Source organism: Pseudomonas sp. SM4, assembly GCF_051913165.1.
In the GTDB taxonomy this organism is placed as follows: domain Bacteria; phylum Pseudomonadota; class Gammaproteobacteria; order Pseudomonadales; family Pseudomonadaceae; genus Aquipseudomonas.
Genome location: NZ_JBODOE010000007.1, coordinates 100,883 through 117,879 on the forward strand (window position 1 = coordinate 100,883; position 16,997 = coordinate 117,879).

Sequence of the window (16,997 nt, forward strand, 5' to 3'; positions counted from 1 at the left end):
CCCCAGCGCTGGCGCCATAAAACCACCGTGCTAGAATGCCGCCCGCATTTGCTGGCCATTTGTACGGCTTGTCATAAAAAGCTGATAGGCACACGAAGGGCCTTGCGCAAGTTTTGCCAGGGACCTGAACCGACAACGGAACGCTGCGCACCAGGATTTATGAGACTCAAGCCCTTCCCCACATTCTTTGCCCTGTTTTGCCTGCCCGGCCTTGCCGCCGCGGGGGAAAAAACCGTGTATGGCCTCAACGAATACGCTTCGCTTGACGGCATCAATCTCGAAGTCGCGGCCAAACTCGACACCGGCGCGAAAACCGCCTCGCTGAGTGCCCGCGATATCAAACGTTTTAAACGCAACGGTGAGTCCTGGGTACGTTTCTACTTGGCCATCGACGCCGCGCATTCGCACCCGATCGAACGGCCGCTGGCCCGGGTCAGCAAGATCAAGCGCCGCGCCGGCGACTACGACCCGGAAGAAGGCAAGAAGTACACCGCCCGTCCGGTGATCGAGCTGGATATCTGCATGGGCACGGCGCTGCGCAGCATCGAAGTGAACCTGACCGACCGAAGTGCGTTCCAATATCCGCTTTTGATTGGCTCCGAGGCGCTGAAACGCTTCGACGCGCTGGTCGACCCCAGTCTTAAATACGCTGCCGGCAAACCCGCCTGCACCATCGCCGCTCATACCGCCGAGTAATTTCCATGCGTTCTCTAACCTTCCACCTGAAAATCCTGATCACCATTCTGGTGCTGCTGGGCGTTTCGGTTACGGCCTATCAGATTTTCGTGCTCGGCATCCCGGTGACCGAAGACGCGACCGACGACTTGTGGAACATCGACGCCAAGGTCGAGTTCGTCGCCAGCACCAAAGACCCGGTAAAGATCCAGATGTTTGTGCCGCCGTTGAGCCGCGACTACGTCAGCCTCAACGAGAGTTTTATCTCCAATAACTACGGTGTCGCCGTGAACCGTGTCGACGGCAACCGCAAGGTGACCTGGTCGGCGCGCCGGGCCAAGGGCAACCAGACCCTTTATTACCGTCTGGTGCTGACCAAGCGATATACCGCGGAAAAAACCAAGATCAAAGGCCCGACCTTCCGCGACAGCATCGCCATCGAAGGCCCGGAAAAAATCGCCGCTGAAGCTCTGCTCGCGCCGATCCGCCAACACTCCGCCGACGTTGAAACTTTCATCGGCGAAGCGATCAAACGCGTCAACAACCTCAACGATGACAACGTGAAACTGCTGCTGGCCGGCGATCCGTCGACCGCGCACAAAGCCAAAATCGTCGAACTGCTGCTGTCGATCGCCCACGTCCCGGTGGAAAAAGTCCACACCATCCGCCTCGTCGCCGACCAGCCGCAAATGCCCGAACTGTGGCTACGCAGCTTCAACGGCAACGACTGGCTGTACTTCAACCCGGAAACCGGCGAGCAAGGCCTGCCGACCGATCGCCTGCTGTGGTGGACTGGCGATGAAAACCTGATCACCGTCGACGGCGGCAAGAAAGCCAACGTGACCTTCAGCCTGAACAACAGCGAGATGAACGCGATTCGTCTGGCCAAGCTCACGGACGAAAACACCGACGCCAACTTCCTTGAATACTCGCTGTACGGCTTACCGCTGCAGACCCAGCAGACTTTCATGATCATGGTGATGATCCCGATCGGCGTGCTGGTGATTTTGATCCTGCGCAACCTGATCGGCCTGCAAACCCTCGGTACGTTCACCCCGGTGCTGATCGCCCTCGCCTTCCGCGAAACGCAACTGGGCTTCGGTATATTGCTGTTTACCGTGATCACGGCGCTGGGGCTGTCATTACGTTCTTACCTGGAACACCTGAAGCTGCAAATGCTGCCGCGACTGTCGGTGGTGTTGACCTTTGTCGTGGTGCTGATCGCGGCGATCAGCCTGTTCAGTCATAAACTCGGTCTGGAGCGCGGCTTGTCCGTGGCGCTGTTCCCGATGGTGATTCTGACCATGACCATCGAACGCCTGTCGATCACCTGGGAAGAACGCGGCGCCAGCCATGCGATGAAAGTGGCGATCGGCACGCTGTTCGCGGCGTCCCTGGCGCACCTGATCATGACCGTGCCTGAGCTGGTTTACTTCGTGTTCACCTTCCCGGCGATCCTGCTGATTCTGGTCGGCTTCATGCTGGCGATGGGTCGTTATCGCGGCTACCGCCTGACCGAACTGGTGCGCTTCAAGGCTTTCCTGAAGAAGGCTGACGCCTGATGTTCGGTTTCTGGAAGACCTGGAAGGCGCTGGAAGCGCGGGGGATCATGGGCATCAATCGGCGAAACGCCGACTACGTGCTCAAGTACAACAAGCGCAGCCTGTACCCGATCGTCGATGACAAGATCATCACCAAGGAACGCGCGATCGAGGCCGGCATCCACGTGCCGGAATTGTATGGCGTGATCTCCACCGAGAAGGAAATCGACAAGCTCGGCGAGATCATCGGCGGGCGCAGCGACTTCGTGATCAAGCCTGCGCAGGGTGCTGGCGGTGACGGCATTATCGTCGTCGCCGACCGTTTCGAAGGCCGCTATCGCACGGTGTCGGGCAAGATCATTGCCCACGAAGAGCTGGAGCATCACATCTCGAGCATCCTCACTGGCCTGTATTCACTGGGCGGCCACCGCGACCGGGCGCTGATCGAATACCGGGTGACCCCGGATCAGATCTTCAAAAGCATCAGCTACGAAGGCGTGCCGGACATCCGCATCATCGTCTTGATGGGCTATCCGGTGATGGCGATGCTGCGCCTGCCGACCCGGCAGTCCGGCGGCAAGGCCAACCTGCACCAGGGCGCCATCGGCGTTGGTGTCGATCTGGCCACCGGTCTGACCTTGCGCGGCACCTGGCTGAACAACATCATCACCAAACACCCCGACACCACCAACGCGGTGGATGGCGTGCAACTGCCCTACTGGGACGGTTTCATGAAACTCGCGGCCGGCTGTTATGAGCTGTGCGGACTGGGTTACATCGGTGTGGACATGGTGCTCGATCAGGAGAAAGGCCCGCTGATTCTCGAGCTGAATGCGCGGCCGGGGTTGAATATTCAGATTGCTAACGACTGTGGGCTGACGTTGCGTACGCATGCGGTTGAAGCGCGCCTGGAGGAGTTGAAGGCGCGTGGCGTGACGGAGACGGCTGAAGAGCGCGTGGCGTTTACCCAGGAAATGTTTGGGCATATTCCTGCGGTCGAGGGCTGATCCGAAACCGAGTCGAGGCCATCGCGAGCAGGCTCACTCCTACAGGGGAATGGATTCCAAATGTAGGAGTGAGCCTGCTCGCGATGGCTCATTCACAGTCACCACATAATTCAACCCTGCCGCCAATCTGCCAATCCCCGACATCCCCTCTAGGAGCAAATCGCCCGGAGGACTACAATCCCCACCCCGCCTCAACGGCCGATCTGCCCCGCCCATGCTGACCTGTTCCGTACACCCGCTGCCCTACCGCGCCAATCCCGCCGACTACTTCGCGGCCATCCGCAACGCCCCCGGCGCCGTGCTGCTCGACAGCGGCCGGCCAAGTGCCGACCGTGGCCGTTATGACTTGCTCAGCGCCTGGCCGCTGGAACAACTGTCGGTGCTGCCGGACGAGAGCGGCAGCCGTTTCCTGCAACGATTGCGCGACAACTTAAGTCGCCTCGGTGAGGCAGATTTGCCTGCGGGTTTCGAGCTGCCGTTTGCTGGCGGTTTGATTGGCTACCTGAGCTACGACTTCGGTCGGCATCTGGAACACCTGCCGAGTCACGCCGGCGATGACCTGCAATTGCCGGACGCGCGTTTCGGGTTGTACGACTGGGCGCTGATCAGCGATCACCAGACGGCGACCAGTCAATTGGTCTTTCACCCGTCCGTGATCGACAGCGAGAAACAGCGGCTGATTTTGTTGTTCACGCAGCCAGTCGTTCGTGCTTTAACCCCGTTCAAGCTCAACAACCCGATGGCCGCGGACCTTTCGGCCGACGATTACCGTCAGGCCTTCGAACGCATTCAGCATTACATTCAGGCCGGCGATTGCTATCAGGTCAACTTCGCCCAGCGCTTTCGCGCGTCGTGCCAGGGCGATCCGTGGCTGGCCTACTGCAAATTGCGCGAAGCCTGCCCGACCCCGTTCTCCGGTTTCCAGAGCTTGCCCGACGGCGGCGCGGTGTTGAGCCTGTCGCCGGAGCGCTTTGTCAAAGTCAGCCAGCGTCAGGTCGAAACCCGCCCCATCAAAGGCACTCGCCCGCGAGGTCTCACGCCGGCCGAAGACGCTGCCAACGCCGCCGAACTGCTGGCCAGCCCCAAGGATCGCGCGGAAAACCTGATGATCGTTGATCTGCTGCGCAACGACCTCGGCCGCACCTGCCGCATTGGTTCGGTGCGGGTGCCGGAGTTGTTTAGCCTGGAGAGCTATCCGAACGTGCATCACCTGGTCAGCAGCGTGACCGGCGAATTGGCGGACGACCGCGATGCACTGGATTTGATTGCCGGCAGCTTCCCCGGCGGCTCGATCACCGGCGCCCCGAAGATTCGTGCGATGCAGATTATTGATGAACTGGAGCCGACCCGGCGCGGATTGTATTGCGGCTCGTTGCTGTACCTGGACGTGCGCGGCGAGATGGACAGCTCCATCGCGATTCGCAGTCTGTTGGTCAAGGATGGGCAGGTGTGCTGCTGGGGTGGTGGCGGGATTGTTGCGGATTCGGACTGGCAGGCTGAGTATCAGGAGTCGATTACCAAAGTCAGAATCCTCCTCGAAACCCTGCAAAACCTCTGAGTAATGATCGTTCCCACGCTCCGCGTGGGAACGATCATCAACCCTGTAGGAGCTGCCGAAGGCTGCGATCTTTTGATCTTGCTCCAAGAAAACCAGATCAAAAGATCGCAGCCTTCGGCAGCTCCTACAGGGGTATTCATTACAAACTCAAATCCCGGTTGGAGGCTTTGAGGAATTCCTGCTTAAGGTCGGCAAAGGTGTGCACCGCCGGAAATTGCGGAAACTCGCGAATCACATTCTCCGGCGCATGGAACAGAATCCCCGCATCGGCCTCGCCCAGCATCGTCGTGTCGTTATACGAATCCCCCGCCGCAATCACCCGGTAATACAGGCTTTTGAACGCCAGCACCGACTGGCGCTTCGGATCTTTCTGGCGCAACTGATAGCTGGTCACCCGCCCGGTGTCGTCAGTGATCAGACGATGGCACAGCAACGTCGGGAAGCCCAACTGACGCATCAGCGGCTGTGAGAACTCGTAGAACGTATCCGACAGAATCACCACCTGAAAGCGCTCGCGCAGCCAGTTGACGAACTCCACCGCGCCGTCCAGCGGCTTCAGCGTGGCGATCACTTCCTGAATGTCGGCGAGCTTCAGGCCGTGCTCGTCGAGGATGCGCAGACGCTGCTTCATCAGCACGTCGTAATCGGGAATGTCCCGGGTGGTGGCCTTGAGGGAGTCGATTCCGGTTTTTTCGGCGAAGGCGATCCAGATTTCCGGCACCAACACCCCTTCAAGATCCAGGCAAGCAATTTCCACAAGACACTCCCGTTTGTATTGATTATTTGAGTCGAGCGAGGCCGAACTCTAGCGGCTCAAATCCACTCGCGCAACGCACAGCACGCCCCGAGCCACGCAGCTTTTTGTTACCATCGGCCCCATATAGAGCGCCCAGCGCCACCGACCTGTAGGAAGCCGCCCTGATGAGTGCAACGTTCGACGTCGTGGAACTCGCCACGACCTATGCCAACAAATCCGCGCAAGACATTCTCAAACTCGCCTTTGCCGAGTTCGGCGATGACTTGTGGATATCTTTCAGCGGCGCCGAGGATGTGGTGCTGGTGGACATGGCCTGGAAGCTCAACAAGAACGTCAAGGTGTTCAGCCTCGACACCGGCCGCCTGCACCCGGAAACCTATCGCTTCATCGATCAGGTGCGCGAGCACTACAAGATCGACATCGAACTGGTGTCGCCGGACTACACGAAACTGGAACCGTTCGTGAAGGAAAAAGGCCTGTTCAGTTTCTACAAGGACGGCCACGGCGAATGCTGCGGCATCCGCAAGATCGAGCCGCTGCGGCGCAAATTGTCAGGCGTCAAAGCCTGGGCCACCGGCCAGCGCCGCGACCAGAGCCCGGGCACTCGCAGTGCCGTGGCGGTGATGGAAATCGATACAGCGTTCTCCACCCCAGAGCGCACGTTGTACAAGTTCAATCCGTTGGCGCAGATGACCAGTGAAGAGATCTGGGGTTACATCCGCATGCTCGAACTGCCTTACAACAGCCTGCATGAGCGCGGTTTCATCAGCATCGGCTGCGAACCGTGCACCCGCCCTGTCCTGCCGAACCAGCACGAGCGCGAAGGCCGTTGGTGGTGGGAAGAAGCCACGCAGAAAGAGTGCGGGCTGCATGCCGGTAACATCATCAGCAAATCCAACAGCTAAAAGATCGCAGCCTGCGGCAGCTCCTACAGGTGACCGCATTGCCATGTAGGAGCTGCCGCAGGCTGCGATCTTTTGACCTCAAAAAATGTGTACACATAAATGTCACCATCGGTGCCATTTATGTGTGCACTTTTTTGTTTCCGCGCCCTGAAAAGTTACATCCCGCCTGAAAAACCCCCGCTTCCGCCCGCCGTAAAAATCCTCCACAAAAAATAAATACCTGTTCAATCGGTCAATTTATAACCATTTATTTTCAGATACTTGGCGTGCTTCGATAACTTTTCGAAATGAGCACGGCTGTGCATAGATCGCCAACTGGCACAAAACTGGCTTAAGTGCATACATGTTTTGTATACAAAACTGCAAAACATAAACACTTTCGATCCGCAAGCCTGAAGCGCCCTATACCGTACAGGCTGCAGATGCCCCGTAACCAGTGATGCTTTCACTGCCGCGACGAAGATTTGTCGAGCCTGACGGCTTATGCACAGTCATCGCGGCCCTGAACATCAGGAGCCTGCCGGAATGCGTACAAGTCTCTCGAATAACATCGCGCTGAATCTGCCCGCCTCTGCCCTTGATCAACCGTTGCCCTACGACGGTCTGAGCGAGCCGTTACAACTCAGCCCCCGTTTGCACAACAGCGACCTGGCGCCCACCAAGGCTGAAGGCCGACGCTGGGGCAAATACAGCATCTTCGCGCTTTGGACCAACGACGTGCACAACATCGCCAACTACTCCTTCGCCATTGGCTTGTACGCATTGGGGCTGGGTGGCTGGCAGATTCTGCTGTCGCTGGGGATCGGCGCGGCGCTGGTGTATTTCTTCATGAACCTGTCCGGTTACATGGGGCAGAAAACCGGTGTGCCGTTTCCGGTGATCAGCCGGATCAGTTTCGGCATTCACGGCGCGCAAATTCCTGCACTGATCAGGGCGGTTATCGCCATCGCCTGGTTCGGCATTCAGACGTATCTGGCCTCGGTGGTGTTCCGCGTGCTGCTGACGGCGGTGCATCCCGGCTTCGCTGAATACGATCACAACTCGATTCTTGGCCTGTCGACCTTGGGCTGGGTGTGCTTCGTGGCGATCTGGTTCGTGCAACTGGCGATTCTCGCCTACGGCATGGAAATGGTCCGCCGTTACGAAGCCTTTGCCGGCCCGGTGATTCTGCTGACCGTCGCCGCCCTCGCCGCGTGGATGTACTTCCAGGCCAACGCGACCATCGCCTGGTCGACCCGCGATCCACTGACCGGTGGCGAGATGTGGCGCAACATCTTTGCCGGCGGTGCGTTGTGGCTGGCGATCTACGGCACATTGATCCTCAACTTCTGCGACTTCGCCCGCTCTTCGCCGTGCCGCAAGACCATCAAGGTAGGAAACTTCTGGGGTTTGCCGGTGAATATTCTGGTGTTTGCCGCGATTACCGTGCTGCTCTGCGGTGCGCAATTTCAGATCAATGGCCGGATCATCGAAAGCCCGACCGAGATCATTGCGTCGATTCCCAACACCTTCTTCCTGGTCCTTGGTTGCCTGGCATTCCTGATCGTCACCGTTGCGGTGAACATCATGGCCAACTTCGTCGCCCCGGCCTTCGTCCTCAGCAACCTCGCGCCGAAGTACCTGACCTTCCGCCGCGCCGGATTGATCAGCGCCACCATCGCGGTGTTGATCCTGCCGTGGAATCTCTACAACAGCCCGCTGGTGATCGTCTATTTCCTGTCCGGCCTCGGCGCCCTGCTCGGCCCGTTGTACGGGGTGATCATGGTCGACTACTGGCTGATCCGCAAAGGCCGGGTCAACGTCCCGCAGCTCTACAGTGAAGATCCCAACGGCGCTTATTACTACAGCCACGGGGTCAATTTCCGCGCTGTCGCGGCGTTTATTCCTGCGGCGTTGATCGCCATCGTCCTCGCGCTCGTTCCCGGTTTCCACAGCGTTTCGCCGTTCTCCTGGCTGATCGGCGCCGGGATCGCCGGAATGCTCTACCTGATCATCGCCAAGCGTCAGCCGCACTACGCCGACATCAGTGGCGAATCGATTGCGGTCGACAACGTCTGCCATTAACTCCCTCGCGGCCCGGACCTCGGGCCGCAGAACTGCCCGCTATAAGGATTTCCCCATGCGTATTCTCGTGGTCAACGTCAACACCACCGAATCCATCACCGAGGCCATCGCGCGCTCGGCGCAGGCTGTTGCGTCACCCGGTACCGAAATCATTGGCCTGACGCCGTATTTCGGTGCCGATTCGATTGAAGGTAACTTCGAAAGCTATTTGGCCGCCATCGCCGTGATGGATCGGGTGATGTCCTACGATCAGCCGTTCGACGCAGTGATTCAGGCCGGTTATGGCGAGCATGGCCGGGAAGGCTTGCAGGAATTGCTCAACGTGCCGGTGGTGGACATCACTGATGCGGCGGCGAGTACCGCGATGTTTCTGGGCCACGCCTATTCGGTGGTGACCACGCTGGATCGCACCGTGCCGCTGATTGAGGATCGGTTGAAATTGTCTGGCCTGTGGGATCGTTGCGCATCGGTGCGGGCCAGTGGCTTGGCGGTGCTGGAATTGGAACACGAGCCGCAGCGTGCGCTGGAAGCGATCGTTCATCAGGCTGAACTGGCGGTGACGCAGGATAAAGCCGAGGTGATTTGCCTGGGTTGCGGCGGCATGGCCGGGCTGGATGAGCAAATTCGTCGACGCACGGGTGTGCCAGTGGTGGATGGCGTGACGGCGGCGGTGACGATTGCCGAATCGCTGGTGCGCTTGCGCTTGTCGACGTCCAAGGTGCGGACTTATGCGACGCCGCGGCCGAAGAACATTATTGGCTGGCCGGGGCGGTTTGCCCGGTAGACCGCGTTATCGTTGATCGCGAGCAGGCTCACTCCTACAAAGGGGACGCATTCCAATGTAGGAGTGAGCCTGCTCGCGATGGCCACACCTCGGTCTGATGCCTTGCTCAAATCGCACTGAACCGCCGCGCCAACCCCCGCTCCGCAAACTGCTCAATCAGAAAATCCACAAACGCCCGCGTCTTGCCCGGCAACAATTTATGCTCGGCGTAGTAAATCGAAATATTGCCATCATCGACGAACCAATCCGGCAACACCCGCTGTAACGTCCCCGCCTCCAGGTACCCCACCGCAAACGGCATGCTCACCAAGGCAATCCCCAAGCCCTGCGCCGCCGTCCTGCACGCGGCTTCGGAATCGCTCATGGTCATTCGCGTCTTGAGCACCAATGGCCGGCAATTCTGCGGATTGCGCCCGGTCAACTGCCAGGAACGCACACGCCCGGTTTGCGGCGAGCGGATCAAAATTCCGTCGTGATGGCTGAGGTCGTCCGGTTCGAGGATCCGAGGGTTGGCCTGCAAGTAATCCGCAGACGTCACCAATATCCGATGCGCCGGGCTCAGCTTGCGTGCAATCACCCCTTGCGGCAGTTCGAAGCCGCCACCGATGGCCGCGTCGAAGCCCTGCCCGATCAGATCGACCTGGCGATTATCGAAATGCCAGTCCGGGTTGATTGCAGGGTATCGCCGCAGAAACTCACCGAGCATCGGCACGATGTGCAGGCAACCAAACGCGGCGCCCATGCTGACTTTCAGCGTCCCGGCCGGCAGCCCTTCGACACTGGACAGATTGGCCACGGCATTTTGAATCGTCGTCAAACTGCCACTGACCTGATCGAGGAAAAGCTGCCCGGCCTCGGTCAGCGTCAAGCTGCGTGTACTACGCTGGAACAGCCGTACGCCGAGCCGCACCTCAAGTTTCGCCACACTCTTGCCGACGGCCGCCGGGGTCAGACTCAAACGTCGCGCGGCCTCGGCAAAGCTGCCGACTTCGGCACTGCGCACGAAGCATTCGATGCTGCTGAAAGTTTCCATGATCGCCACTATAAACTTCTGGTTTACACAGACTATAGCAATCATGGTCTACACAGTTGTCGATACCACGCCGATACTCGCCACCAATACCAAGGCATTCCCGCCTTGAACACTCTGGAGATCGAACATGACCACTCAACACCTCAGCGGTAAAGTCGCTCTGATTCAAGGCGGTTCCCGCGGTATCGGCGCTGCCATCGTCAAACGCCTGGCCGCTGAAGGCGCTGCCGTAGCCTTCACCTACGTCAGCTCCACCGCTAAAGCCGAAGAGTTGCAGAACAGCATCACCGCCAACGGCGGCCAAGCCCTGGCGATCAAGGCCGACAGCGCCGATGCCGCTGCTATCCGCCACGCCGTCAACGCTACCGTCGAAGCTTTTGGCCGCGTCGACATTCTGGTCAACAACGCTGGTGTACTGGCCGTTGCCCCACTGGAAGACTTCAAACTCGAAGAATTCGACCAGACCGTGGCGATCAACATTCGCAGCGTATTCATCGCTTCCCAGGAAGCCGCTAAACACATGGGCGAAGGCGCACGCATCATCAACATCGGCAGCACCAACGCCGACCGCATGCCCTTTGCCGGCGGCGGAGTGTATGCAATGAGCAAATCGGCGCTGGTCGGCCTGACCAAAGGCCTGGCCCGCGACCTCGGCCCTCGCGGCATCACCGTCAACAACGTGCAGCCGGGGCCGGTTGATACCGACATGAACCCGGCACACGGTGACTTCGCCGAAAGCCTGATCCCGCTGATGGCCGTCGGCCGTTACGGTAAAGCCGAAGAAATTGCCAGTTTCGTCGCCTACCTGGCAGGCCCGGAAGCCGGATACATCACCGGTGCCAGCCTGACCATCGACGGTGGTTTCGGCGCCTGATTGTTCCAGATTGCCTGAACGAAAAACGCCGCCCCTCCTTGACAGAGGGGCGGCGTTTTTTTGTCTCGCTGGTTTAAGCCCAATCCAGCGCCGGCAAACCACAGGCACTCGGGGTGAACGCTTTCAGCGTACGAAGAATCCCGTCGGCGTGTGCGTATTTTTCATCGGCCATGGCGGCGTCGGGAATGGCGATGGCGGTCATACCGGCGGCTTTCGCAGCAGTCACGCCAAACGGCGAATCTTCGAACACCAGGCAATCCTCAGGCGCCACGCCCAGACGCCGGGCAGCGGTGAGGAAAATGTCCGGTGCCGGCTTGGCTGCGCCGACTTCCGGATCGTCAGCCGTGACAATGAAATCGAACAACGCAAACCAGTCGCGGTGCAACGTGGTTTTCTGGCCGAACGATTGGCGCGATGAACTGGTGCCTACGGCAATCGGGATGTTGTGCGCCTTGAGGTGACGGATCAGCTCCTCGGCGCCGGGCATCGCTTGTGCGGTGGGAAAACGCTCACGCATCAGCGGCTCGCGGATCAGCAGAAACTCTTCGGCGGTAATCGGCAGATCGAGGGCCTGCACCACATAATTCGCCAGATCGTTTGCCCCACGGCCAATGATGTTCTGCTTGATGCTCCAGTCGAAGGTGCGCCCATAGCGCCCGGCAATCAGCGAGGTGACTTCGGTGTAAATGCCCTCGGTGTCCAGCAGCAAACCGTCCATATCGAAAATCACGGCCTTGATCGGGCCGAACGCCTTCAGCGGTGCATTCATCATCGGATCCGTTATCAAAAACATCCCAGGCGCCTGAAGCAGGTCGCTGCTCGGATCTGATTAAAGGGTTCAGCAGCATAACGAGCGTGACCGACATAGAGCAACGGTCAATGTCTCTGGCGGCGATGAACTACTCGCGAACATTTAGCGAAACGTCCTACAGGCATCACCTACTTGGCCGACTTCTTTCCGCGTTGATCCCCCGCAAAGTCCTCGCACCTTTTTGATGTGCGCGAGAACTGCGAATGCTCGAAACCGATCGGCTACTGGCCCTCAACAACAGCATTGGCCTGCTGGTAGTTGCCGCACTGAATCCCGAACACCCGGATTTCGAGACCCTGATCGAGGAGTTCCGTCTGTGCCTGAACGATTACGAGGCCTGGGCCGAAGCGTTCTGGACCGGGACGGCGCTGGATATCGAGCAGGTGTTCAAGGTCGGCAACGACGTCCAGCTCAGTGCACCGCTGAAATCCTCCAAGCCGATCAGTTCATCGGTGGTGATGTGCCCGGCCAGCGGGCCGTTGACGCTGGTGCACATGTTCGAAGCCGCACGGTTTGTGCCGATCGGCGATACCCCGCTAACACTTGAACCGCTGCTGAGTGACGTCAACGGGGTTCTCACCTTTGGCGCACCGCTGCATCACACCATTGGCCCGAGCGGCATTCTGCAAGTGACCGACTGCGATCGGGGCCAGCGTTATCGCATCACCTTCTTTCCCGATGTTTCAGCCGCTCACGTCAGTGCTCTGTTCGCCTCCTATGAGGCCATCCTCGCCGGTCTCGAAGGCTGGCTGCGGACTGAGTGGAGCGGGTTCCAACCCCTGTGGAAAGAGTTTTCCAGCGCCGGATTCGCTGACCGTTACGGCCAATTACAGCGGGCCGACTGGCGCGGATTCGAGAGTGCCCTGCACGGCGTCTGGGATGACATCAAGCAGGTGTTCGCCCTCCTCGCCGGCTTGCAGGCCAACAGCGAAAAGCTCCTCGATTACCTCAGCGAAGCCGAGCTTGAAGCGTTGCTGCAAGCGTCCAGCGCGTCCATTGCCGACGGCTTGTTGATCCTCAGCGATGAGCCGCTGCTGTTCATTCATCTCGCGGCATTCACCAGCTGGCTGAAAATGCTGCCGCCGCAGTATGTGGCTGAAGTGGTGGCTGAAGTTCGCGTCGAACTGCTGATCGCTTTTCTGCTGATGCGGCTGTCTGGCGGTGTCGGCGTGCAAATACGCCTGAGCAGCAAAGTACTGGCGAAGATCAAGTCGCCGCGAGCACGGGAGTGGCTGGCGGCTTCAGCGTTGCGACTGGCGGAACTGAGCACTGCACCGCCGCTGGACAAACATGCCAGCGTGCTGAAACCGCTGATGATCAATGCACGCGACGTTGTGCTGAATCCGACGCCCGCCATTCCTCTGAACATTCGTCAAGCCGATTCTTTGGTGTTGACGGTGCCAAATCCGGCGCCCATTACACGCGACAAGACTCGCAACATGGCGGCCCTGCAACGCCATGAGCCACACGACGATGTACCGGATCAGGCGAAAAACCCTAACGGCGACAACGCCGATTGCGTACCGCTGACCTGCACCAATGGCTGCCCGGTGTCGATGGTCACCGGCGAAGAACTGTTGACCCTGACCGATGGTGTGCTCGATGGGCGACTGCCGTTCGAGTTCACCCGGGTGTATCGCACCAGCGCTGTCGAGGTCGATGTCGGCCTGGGATTTGGCTGGAGTCATTCGCTGGCGCACCGCCTGCTGTTCGAAGGCGATTGTGTGGTCTGGATCGACCACGAGAACCGCCGAACTCGGTTCCCGTTACCAGACGTCGAGCGGCAGGCGATTCACAACAGTCTGTCGCGGGCGGCGATCTTTCTTGGCGATGAACCGCAGGAACTGATCCTTGCACTGGCCGGGGATGTGCCGCGCTTTTACCACTTCCGCGCGGGGCGACTGACGGCGATCAGTGATGCGTATGGCAATCGACTGTGCATCAGTCGGGACCGTCAGGATCGTATTGATCGTCTCGACAATGGCGCTGGCCGGGCGCTGCGATTGCGCTATGACCGGGCGCAATTGATCGCGGTCGATTACCAGGTTTTCCACGCGTCTGAATGGGCCACTGAACAAACCCTCGCCCGCTACTGCTACGACGCCCGCCAACGCCTGTTAGCCGCGACCAACGCCGTCGGTGACAGCGAGCGCTACGACTACGACGACGCCCACGTGATCCTGCAGCGGCAACTGAGCGGCGGCGCGAGTTTCTTCTGGGAATGGGAACGCGCCGGCAAGGCCGCCCGTTGCGTGCGCCACTGGGCATCGTTTTCGCAGATGAATACGCGGTACGTCTGGGATGACGATGGCAGCGTCACAGTGCATTACGTCGACGGCACCGAAGAGGTTTACGTCCACGACGACCGTGCACGACTGGTGCGCAAGGTCGAGGCCAACGGTGGCGAATATCTCAAGGCCTACGACGATTGCGGGCGTCTGGTCGCTGAGCAGGACGCGCTGGGGGCCATAACCGAATATCACTACGACGAAATCGGACGGCTGATTGCACTGATTCCGCCGGATGACGCGCCAACGTCCTACGAATATCGCAACGGTTTCCTGCACAAACGCAGCCGGGGCGACGCAACCTGGATCTACCGGCGCAATGCCGAAGGTGATGTCACCGAAGCCGTCGATCCCGACGGACAGGTCACCCATTACTACTACGATATTCGCGGGCAGCTGCTGTCAATCCGTTACCCGGACAGCAGCCGGCATCGCTGGGTCTGGAATGACCTTGGCCAACTGACCGAGGAAACGTTGCCTGAGGGTGGCGTACGACGCTTTTCCTACGATGCGCAGGGACGGCGGACGACTGTTGTTGACGAACACGGTGCGGTGACCCGTCAGCAGTGGGACGCCGTTGGCCGACTGGCGCAGACGACATTTCCCACAGGCGCGACTCGCGCCTACAGCTACGGCGCCTACGGCCAGGTTACTGCCGAGCGTGATGAACTCGGGCGCATCACCCGTTATGAATACGACGATGAGCTGCACCTGGTTTCGCGGCGGATCAACCCCGACGGCACGCGGGTGCAGTACCGCTACGACCATGCGCAACTATTGCTCACCGAGATCGAAAACGAGTCCGGCGAGCGATACCTGCTGGACTACACGCCAACCGGATTGATCCGACAGGAAACCGGCTTTGACGGCCAACGTACCGCGTATGCCTATGACCTCAACGGGCACCTGCTGGAGAAGACCGAGTTTGGCGACGACGGCTCACAGTTAGTCACCGCCTATAAACGCGATGCTGCCGGGCGTCTTCTGGTCAAAACCCTGCCCGACGGGATCAGGGTCAGCTACCAATACGACCGCCTCGGCCGTTTGATCGGCGTCGATGACGGCCAGAACCACCCGCTGGCTTTCGAGTACGACCGTCAGGATCGGCTGATTACCGAGCACCAAGGCTGGGGCACGTTTCGGTATGCCTATGACGCCTGCGGTCAGCTCAAACAACTGCGCCTGCCGGACAACAGCAAGCTCGACTACCGCTACACCAAGGGCGGCGCGCTGAGCGGTATCGACCTCAACGGCGCGCAACTGACCACGCACACCTTCCAGTCCGGACGCGAACAGCAGCGTCAGCAAGGCCTGTTGCTCAGCGAATATTCCTACGACGATCAGGGCCGATTGCTGGCCCATACCGTAGGCCATGAACACCAGTCACTGTATCGGCGCGACTATGCCTACAGCGCCAACGGCAACCTTGAACACATCGCCGACACCCGCCATGGCCAGCGCACCTACGGTTACGACGCCCTCGACCGCCTGATCCGCGTCCGCCATTCGCGCGACGAACTGCCGGAAAGCTTCGCCCACGACCCGGCCGGCAACCTGCTGACACAGGACGGCACCGGCCCGAGCCGGATTAAAGGCAACCGCCTGCTGATGCAGGGCGACCGCCACTACGACTACGACGCCTTCGGCAACCTGATCCGCGAACGCCGCGGCAGCGCGCACAAACTGGTCACCGAATACCGCTACGACTGCCAGCACCGCCTGATCGGCCTGACCCGCCCGGACGGCAAAACCGCGTCCTACCAATACGATGCCTTCGGCCGCCGCATCCGCAAAACCGTCGACGGCGTCACCACCGAGTTCTTCTGGCAAGGCGACCACCTCGTCGCCGAAAGCAGCCCCAACGAATACCGCAGCTACGTCTACGAACCCGGCACCTTCCGCCCGCTGGCCATGCTCGACGGCAAAGGCCCGAAAAAGGCCTGCCCGTTTTATTACCAACTCGATCACCTCGGTACGCCGCTGGAGCTGACCGATTACAGCGGGGAAATCGTTTGGTCGGCGCAGTACGACGCGTACGGCAAGGTCGCGGCGCTGACCCTGGCGGCCGAAGACTATCTCGATCAACCGTTGCGGTTTCAGGGGCAGTATTTCGATGGGGAAAGTGGGCTGCATTACAACCGGCACCGGTACTACGACCCGAGGTTGGGGCGGTATCTGACGCCGGATCCGGTGAAGCTGGCGGGTGGGATTAATCAGTATCAGTACACGCCGAATCCGACGGGGTGGGTGGATCCGTTGGGGTTGAGTTCCAATTGTCCTCCCAAGGGGCGAAAATCGCTTGGGTGTCCGAATCCTGATGGAGTTGAACTTCCGGAGGTTTCTAGGCGAGGCGCTTTCAGGCAAGCAAAAGTTGATGCTGGAATTCCAAAGGGACAGCAGCCGGACACACAAATTGATGATGTTAGTGGCAAGCCAAGTCAGTATTCCTACGTCAACATGACCGATAAAAACGGGAAAAATATACTAAACAGTAGCGGAATACCTATTATAACCAGAGTATATGGATACACCCGTGAGGATGGTTTCAAGCTAATCCTGCAAGATCACTCCGCAGGACACAAATTTGGAGACAGAAATAATAAAGGCGATCAAGCGCCCCACATAAATGTCCGACCAGCTGACGATCCACGAAATGGCAAGATTGATAATACAAATGAACATTACCCCTTCAGAAGGTGA

General features: G+C 59.4%; 12 protein-coding genes. 9 read left to right on the forward strand and 3 right to left on the reverse strand.

The features are described from left to right. The first annotated feature begins 159 nt into the window (after window positions 1–159). The 4 genes from rloA (at window position 160) to pabB (ending at window position 4,781) form a co-directional block, all read left to right on the forward strand. The gene (gene rloA, locus ACQ4MY_RS14820; RefSeq protein ID WP_008081000.1) at window positions 160–696 is read left to right on the forward strand and encodes a retropepsin-like aspartic peptidase RloA; all 537 of its coding nucleotides are present in this window, start codon (window positions 160–162) and stop codon (window positions 694–696) included. Between the two features lie 5 nt (window positions 697–701). Further along, on the forward strand, window positions 702–2,237 hold the full coding sequence (gene rloB / locus ACQ4MY_RS14825; RefSeq protein WP_008080999.1) for an osmotic stress tolerance membrane protein RloB: 1,536 nt from the start codon (window positions 702–704) through the stop codon (window positions 2,235–2,237). Further along, window positions 2,237–3,223 carry an alpha-L-glutamate ligase-like protein gene (locus ACQ4MY_RS14830; RefSeq protein WP_440095657.1) on the forward strand — a complete coding sequence of 329 codons (987 nt, stop codon included), beginning with the start codon at window positions 2,237–2,239 and terminating at the stop codon, window positions 3,221–3,223. The genes rloB and ACQ4MY_RS14830 overlap by 1 nt, the downstream gene beginning before the upstream one ends. A 214-nt stretch (window positions 3,224–3,437) precedes the next feature. After that, entirely contained in the window at window positions 3,438–4,781 is a 1,344-nt protein-coding gene (pabB, locus tag ACQ4MY_RS14835) for an aminodeoxychorismate synthase component I (protein ID WP_440095658.1), read from the forward strand. 139 nt (window positions 4,782–4,920) lie between these two features. On the opposite strand, the gene thrH is transcribed toward pabB, so the two are convergent. After that, window positions 4,921–5,538, reverse strand: coding sequence for a bifunctional phosphoserine phosphatase/homoserine phosphotransferase ThrH (gene thrH / locus ACQ4MY_RS14840; RefSeq protein ID WP_440095660.1), 618 nt, complete (start codon window positions 5,536–5,538; stop codon window positions 4,921–4,923). A 164-nt stretch (window positions 5,539–5,702) separates the two neighbouring features. Here thrH and ACQ4MY_RS14845 point away from each other — a divergent pair, with 164 nt between their 5' ends. The 3 genes from ACQ4MY_RS14845 to ACQ4MY_RS14855 all read left to right on the forward strand — a co-directional run bounded on the left by ACQ4MY_RS14845 (window position 5,703) and on the right by ACQ4MY_RS14855 (window position 9,291). Next, on the forward strand, window positions 5,703–6,443 hold the full coding sequence (locus ACQ4MY_RS14845) for a phosphoadenylyl-sulfate reductase (protein WP_440095661.1): 741 nt from the start codon (window positions 5,703–5,705) through the stop codon (window positions 6,441–6,443). 525 nt (window positions 6,444–6,968) lie between these two features. Beyond that, the gene (locus ACQ4MY_RS14850) at window positions 6,969–8,507 is read left to right on the forward strand and encodes an NCS1 family nucleobase:cation symporter-1 (RefSeq protein ID WP_008080993.1); all 1,539 of its coding nucleotides are present in this window, start codon (window positions 6,969–6,971) and stop codon (window positions 8,505–8,507) included. Between the two features lie 55 nt (window positions 8,508–8,562). Next, window positions 8,563–9,291 carry an aspartate/glutamate racemase family protein gene (locus ACQ4MY_RS14855; protein WP_008080992.1) on the forward strand — a complete coding sequence of 243 codons (729 nt, stop codon included), beginning with the start codon at window positions 8,563–8,565 and terminating at the stop codon, window positions 9,289–9,291. A 106-nt stretch (window positions 9,292–9,397) separates the two neighbouring features. Here the strand turns inward: ACQ4MY_RS14855 and ACQ4MY_RS14860 are convergent, their stop codons facing one another. Further along, window positions 9,398–10,324 (reverse strand): LysR family transcriptional regulator, encoded by a 927-nt coding sequence (locus tag ACQ4MY_RS14860; protein WP_440095662.1) that lies wholly within the window; start codon window positions 10,322–10,324, stop codon window positions 9,398–9,400. Window positions 10,325–10,451: 127 nt separating this feature from the next. Here ACQ4MY_RS14860 and ACQ4MY_RS14865 point away from each other — a divergent pair, with 127 nt between their 5' ends. Further along, window positions 10,452–11,198: a 3-oxoacyl-ACP reductase family protein gene (locus ACQ4MY_RS14865; protein ID WP_440095663.1), complete on the forward strand. Its 747-nt coding sequence runs from the start codon at window positions 10,452–10,454 to the stop codon at window positions 11,196–11,198. A gap of 73 nt (window positions 11,199–11,271) precedes the next feature. On the opposite strand, the gene ACQ4MY_RS14870 is transcribed toward ACQ4MY_RS14865, so the two are convergent. After that, window positions 11,272–11,967, reverse strand: coding sequence for an HAD-IA family hydrolase (locus ACQ4MY_RS14870; RefSeq protein ID WP_158830581.1), 696 nt, complete (start codon window positions 11,965–11,967; stop codon window positions 11,272–11,274). A gap of 245 nt (window positions 11,968–12,212) precedes the next feature. Here ACQ4MY_RS14870 and ACQ4MY_RS14875 point away from each other — a divergent pair, with 245 nt between their 5' ends. Beyond that, window positions 12,213–16,997 carry an RHS repeat-associated core domain-containing protein gene (locus tag ACQ4MY_RS14875; RefSeq protein ID WP_440095664.1) on the forward strand — a complete coding sequence of 1,595 codons (4,785 nt, stop codon included), beginning with the start codon at window positions 12,213–12,215 and terminating at the stop codon, window positions 16,995–16,997.

Bases quoted from the DNA above. Each gene is read 5' to 3' on its own strand.
- rloA (WP_008081000.1), top strand. From the start codon at position 160: ATGAGACTCAAGCCCTTCCCCACATTCTTTGCCCTGTTTTGCCTGCCC.
- rloB (WP_008080999.1), top strand. From the start codon at position 702: ATGCGTTCTCTAACCTTCCACCTGAAAATCCTGATCACCATTCTGGTG.
- ACQ4MY_RS14830 (WP_440095657.1), top strand. From the start codon at position 2,237: ATGTTCGGTTTCTGGAAGACCTGGAAGGCGCTGGAAGCGCGGGGGATC.
- pabB (WP_440095658.1), top strand. From the start codon at position 3,438: ATGCTGACCTGTTCCGTACACCCGCTGCCCTACCGCGCCAATCCCGCC.
- ACQ4MY_RS14845 (WP_440095661.1), top strand. From the start codon at position 5,703: ATGAGTGCAACGTTCGACGTCGTGGAACTCGCCACGACCTATGCCAAC.
- ACQ4MY_RS14850 (WP_008080993.1), top strand. From the start codon at position 6,969: ATGCGTACAAGTCTCTCGAATAACATCGCGCTGAATCTGCCCGCCTCT.
- ACQ4MY_RS14855 (WP_008080992.1), top strand. From the start codon at position 8,563: ATGCGTATTCTCGTGGTCAACGTCAACACCACCGAATCCATCACCGAG.
- ACQ4MY_RS14860 (WP_440095662.1), bottom strand. From the start codon at position 10,324: ATGGAAACTTTCAGCAGCATCGAATGCTTCGTGCGCAGTGCCGAAGTC.
- ACQ4MY_RS14865 (WP_440095663.1), top strand. From the start codon at position 10,452: ATGACCACTCAACACCTCAGCGGTAAAGTCGCTCTGATTCAAGGCGGT.
- ACQ4MY_RS14870 (WP_158830581.1), bottom strand. From the start codon at position 11,967: ATGAATGCACCGCTGAAGGCGTTCGGCCCGATCAAGGCCGTGATTTTC.
- ACQ4MY_RS14875 (WP_440095664.1), top strand. From the start codon at position 12,213: ATGCTCGAAACCGATCGGCTACTGGCCCTCAACAACAGCATTGGCCTG.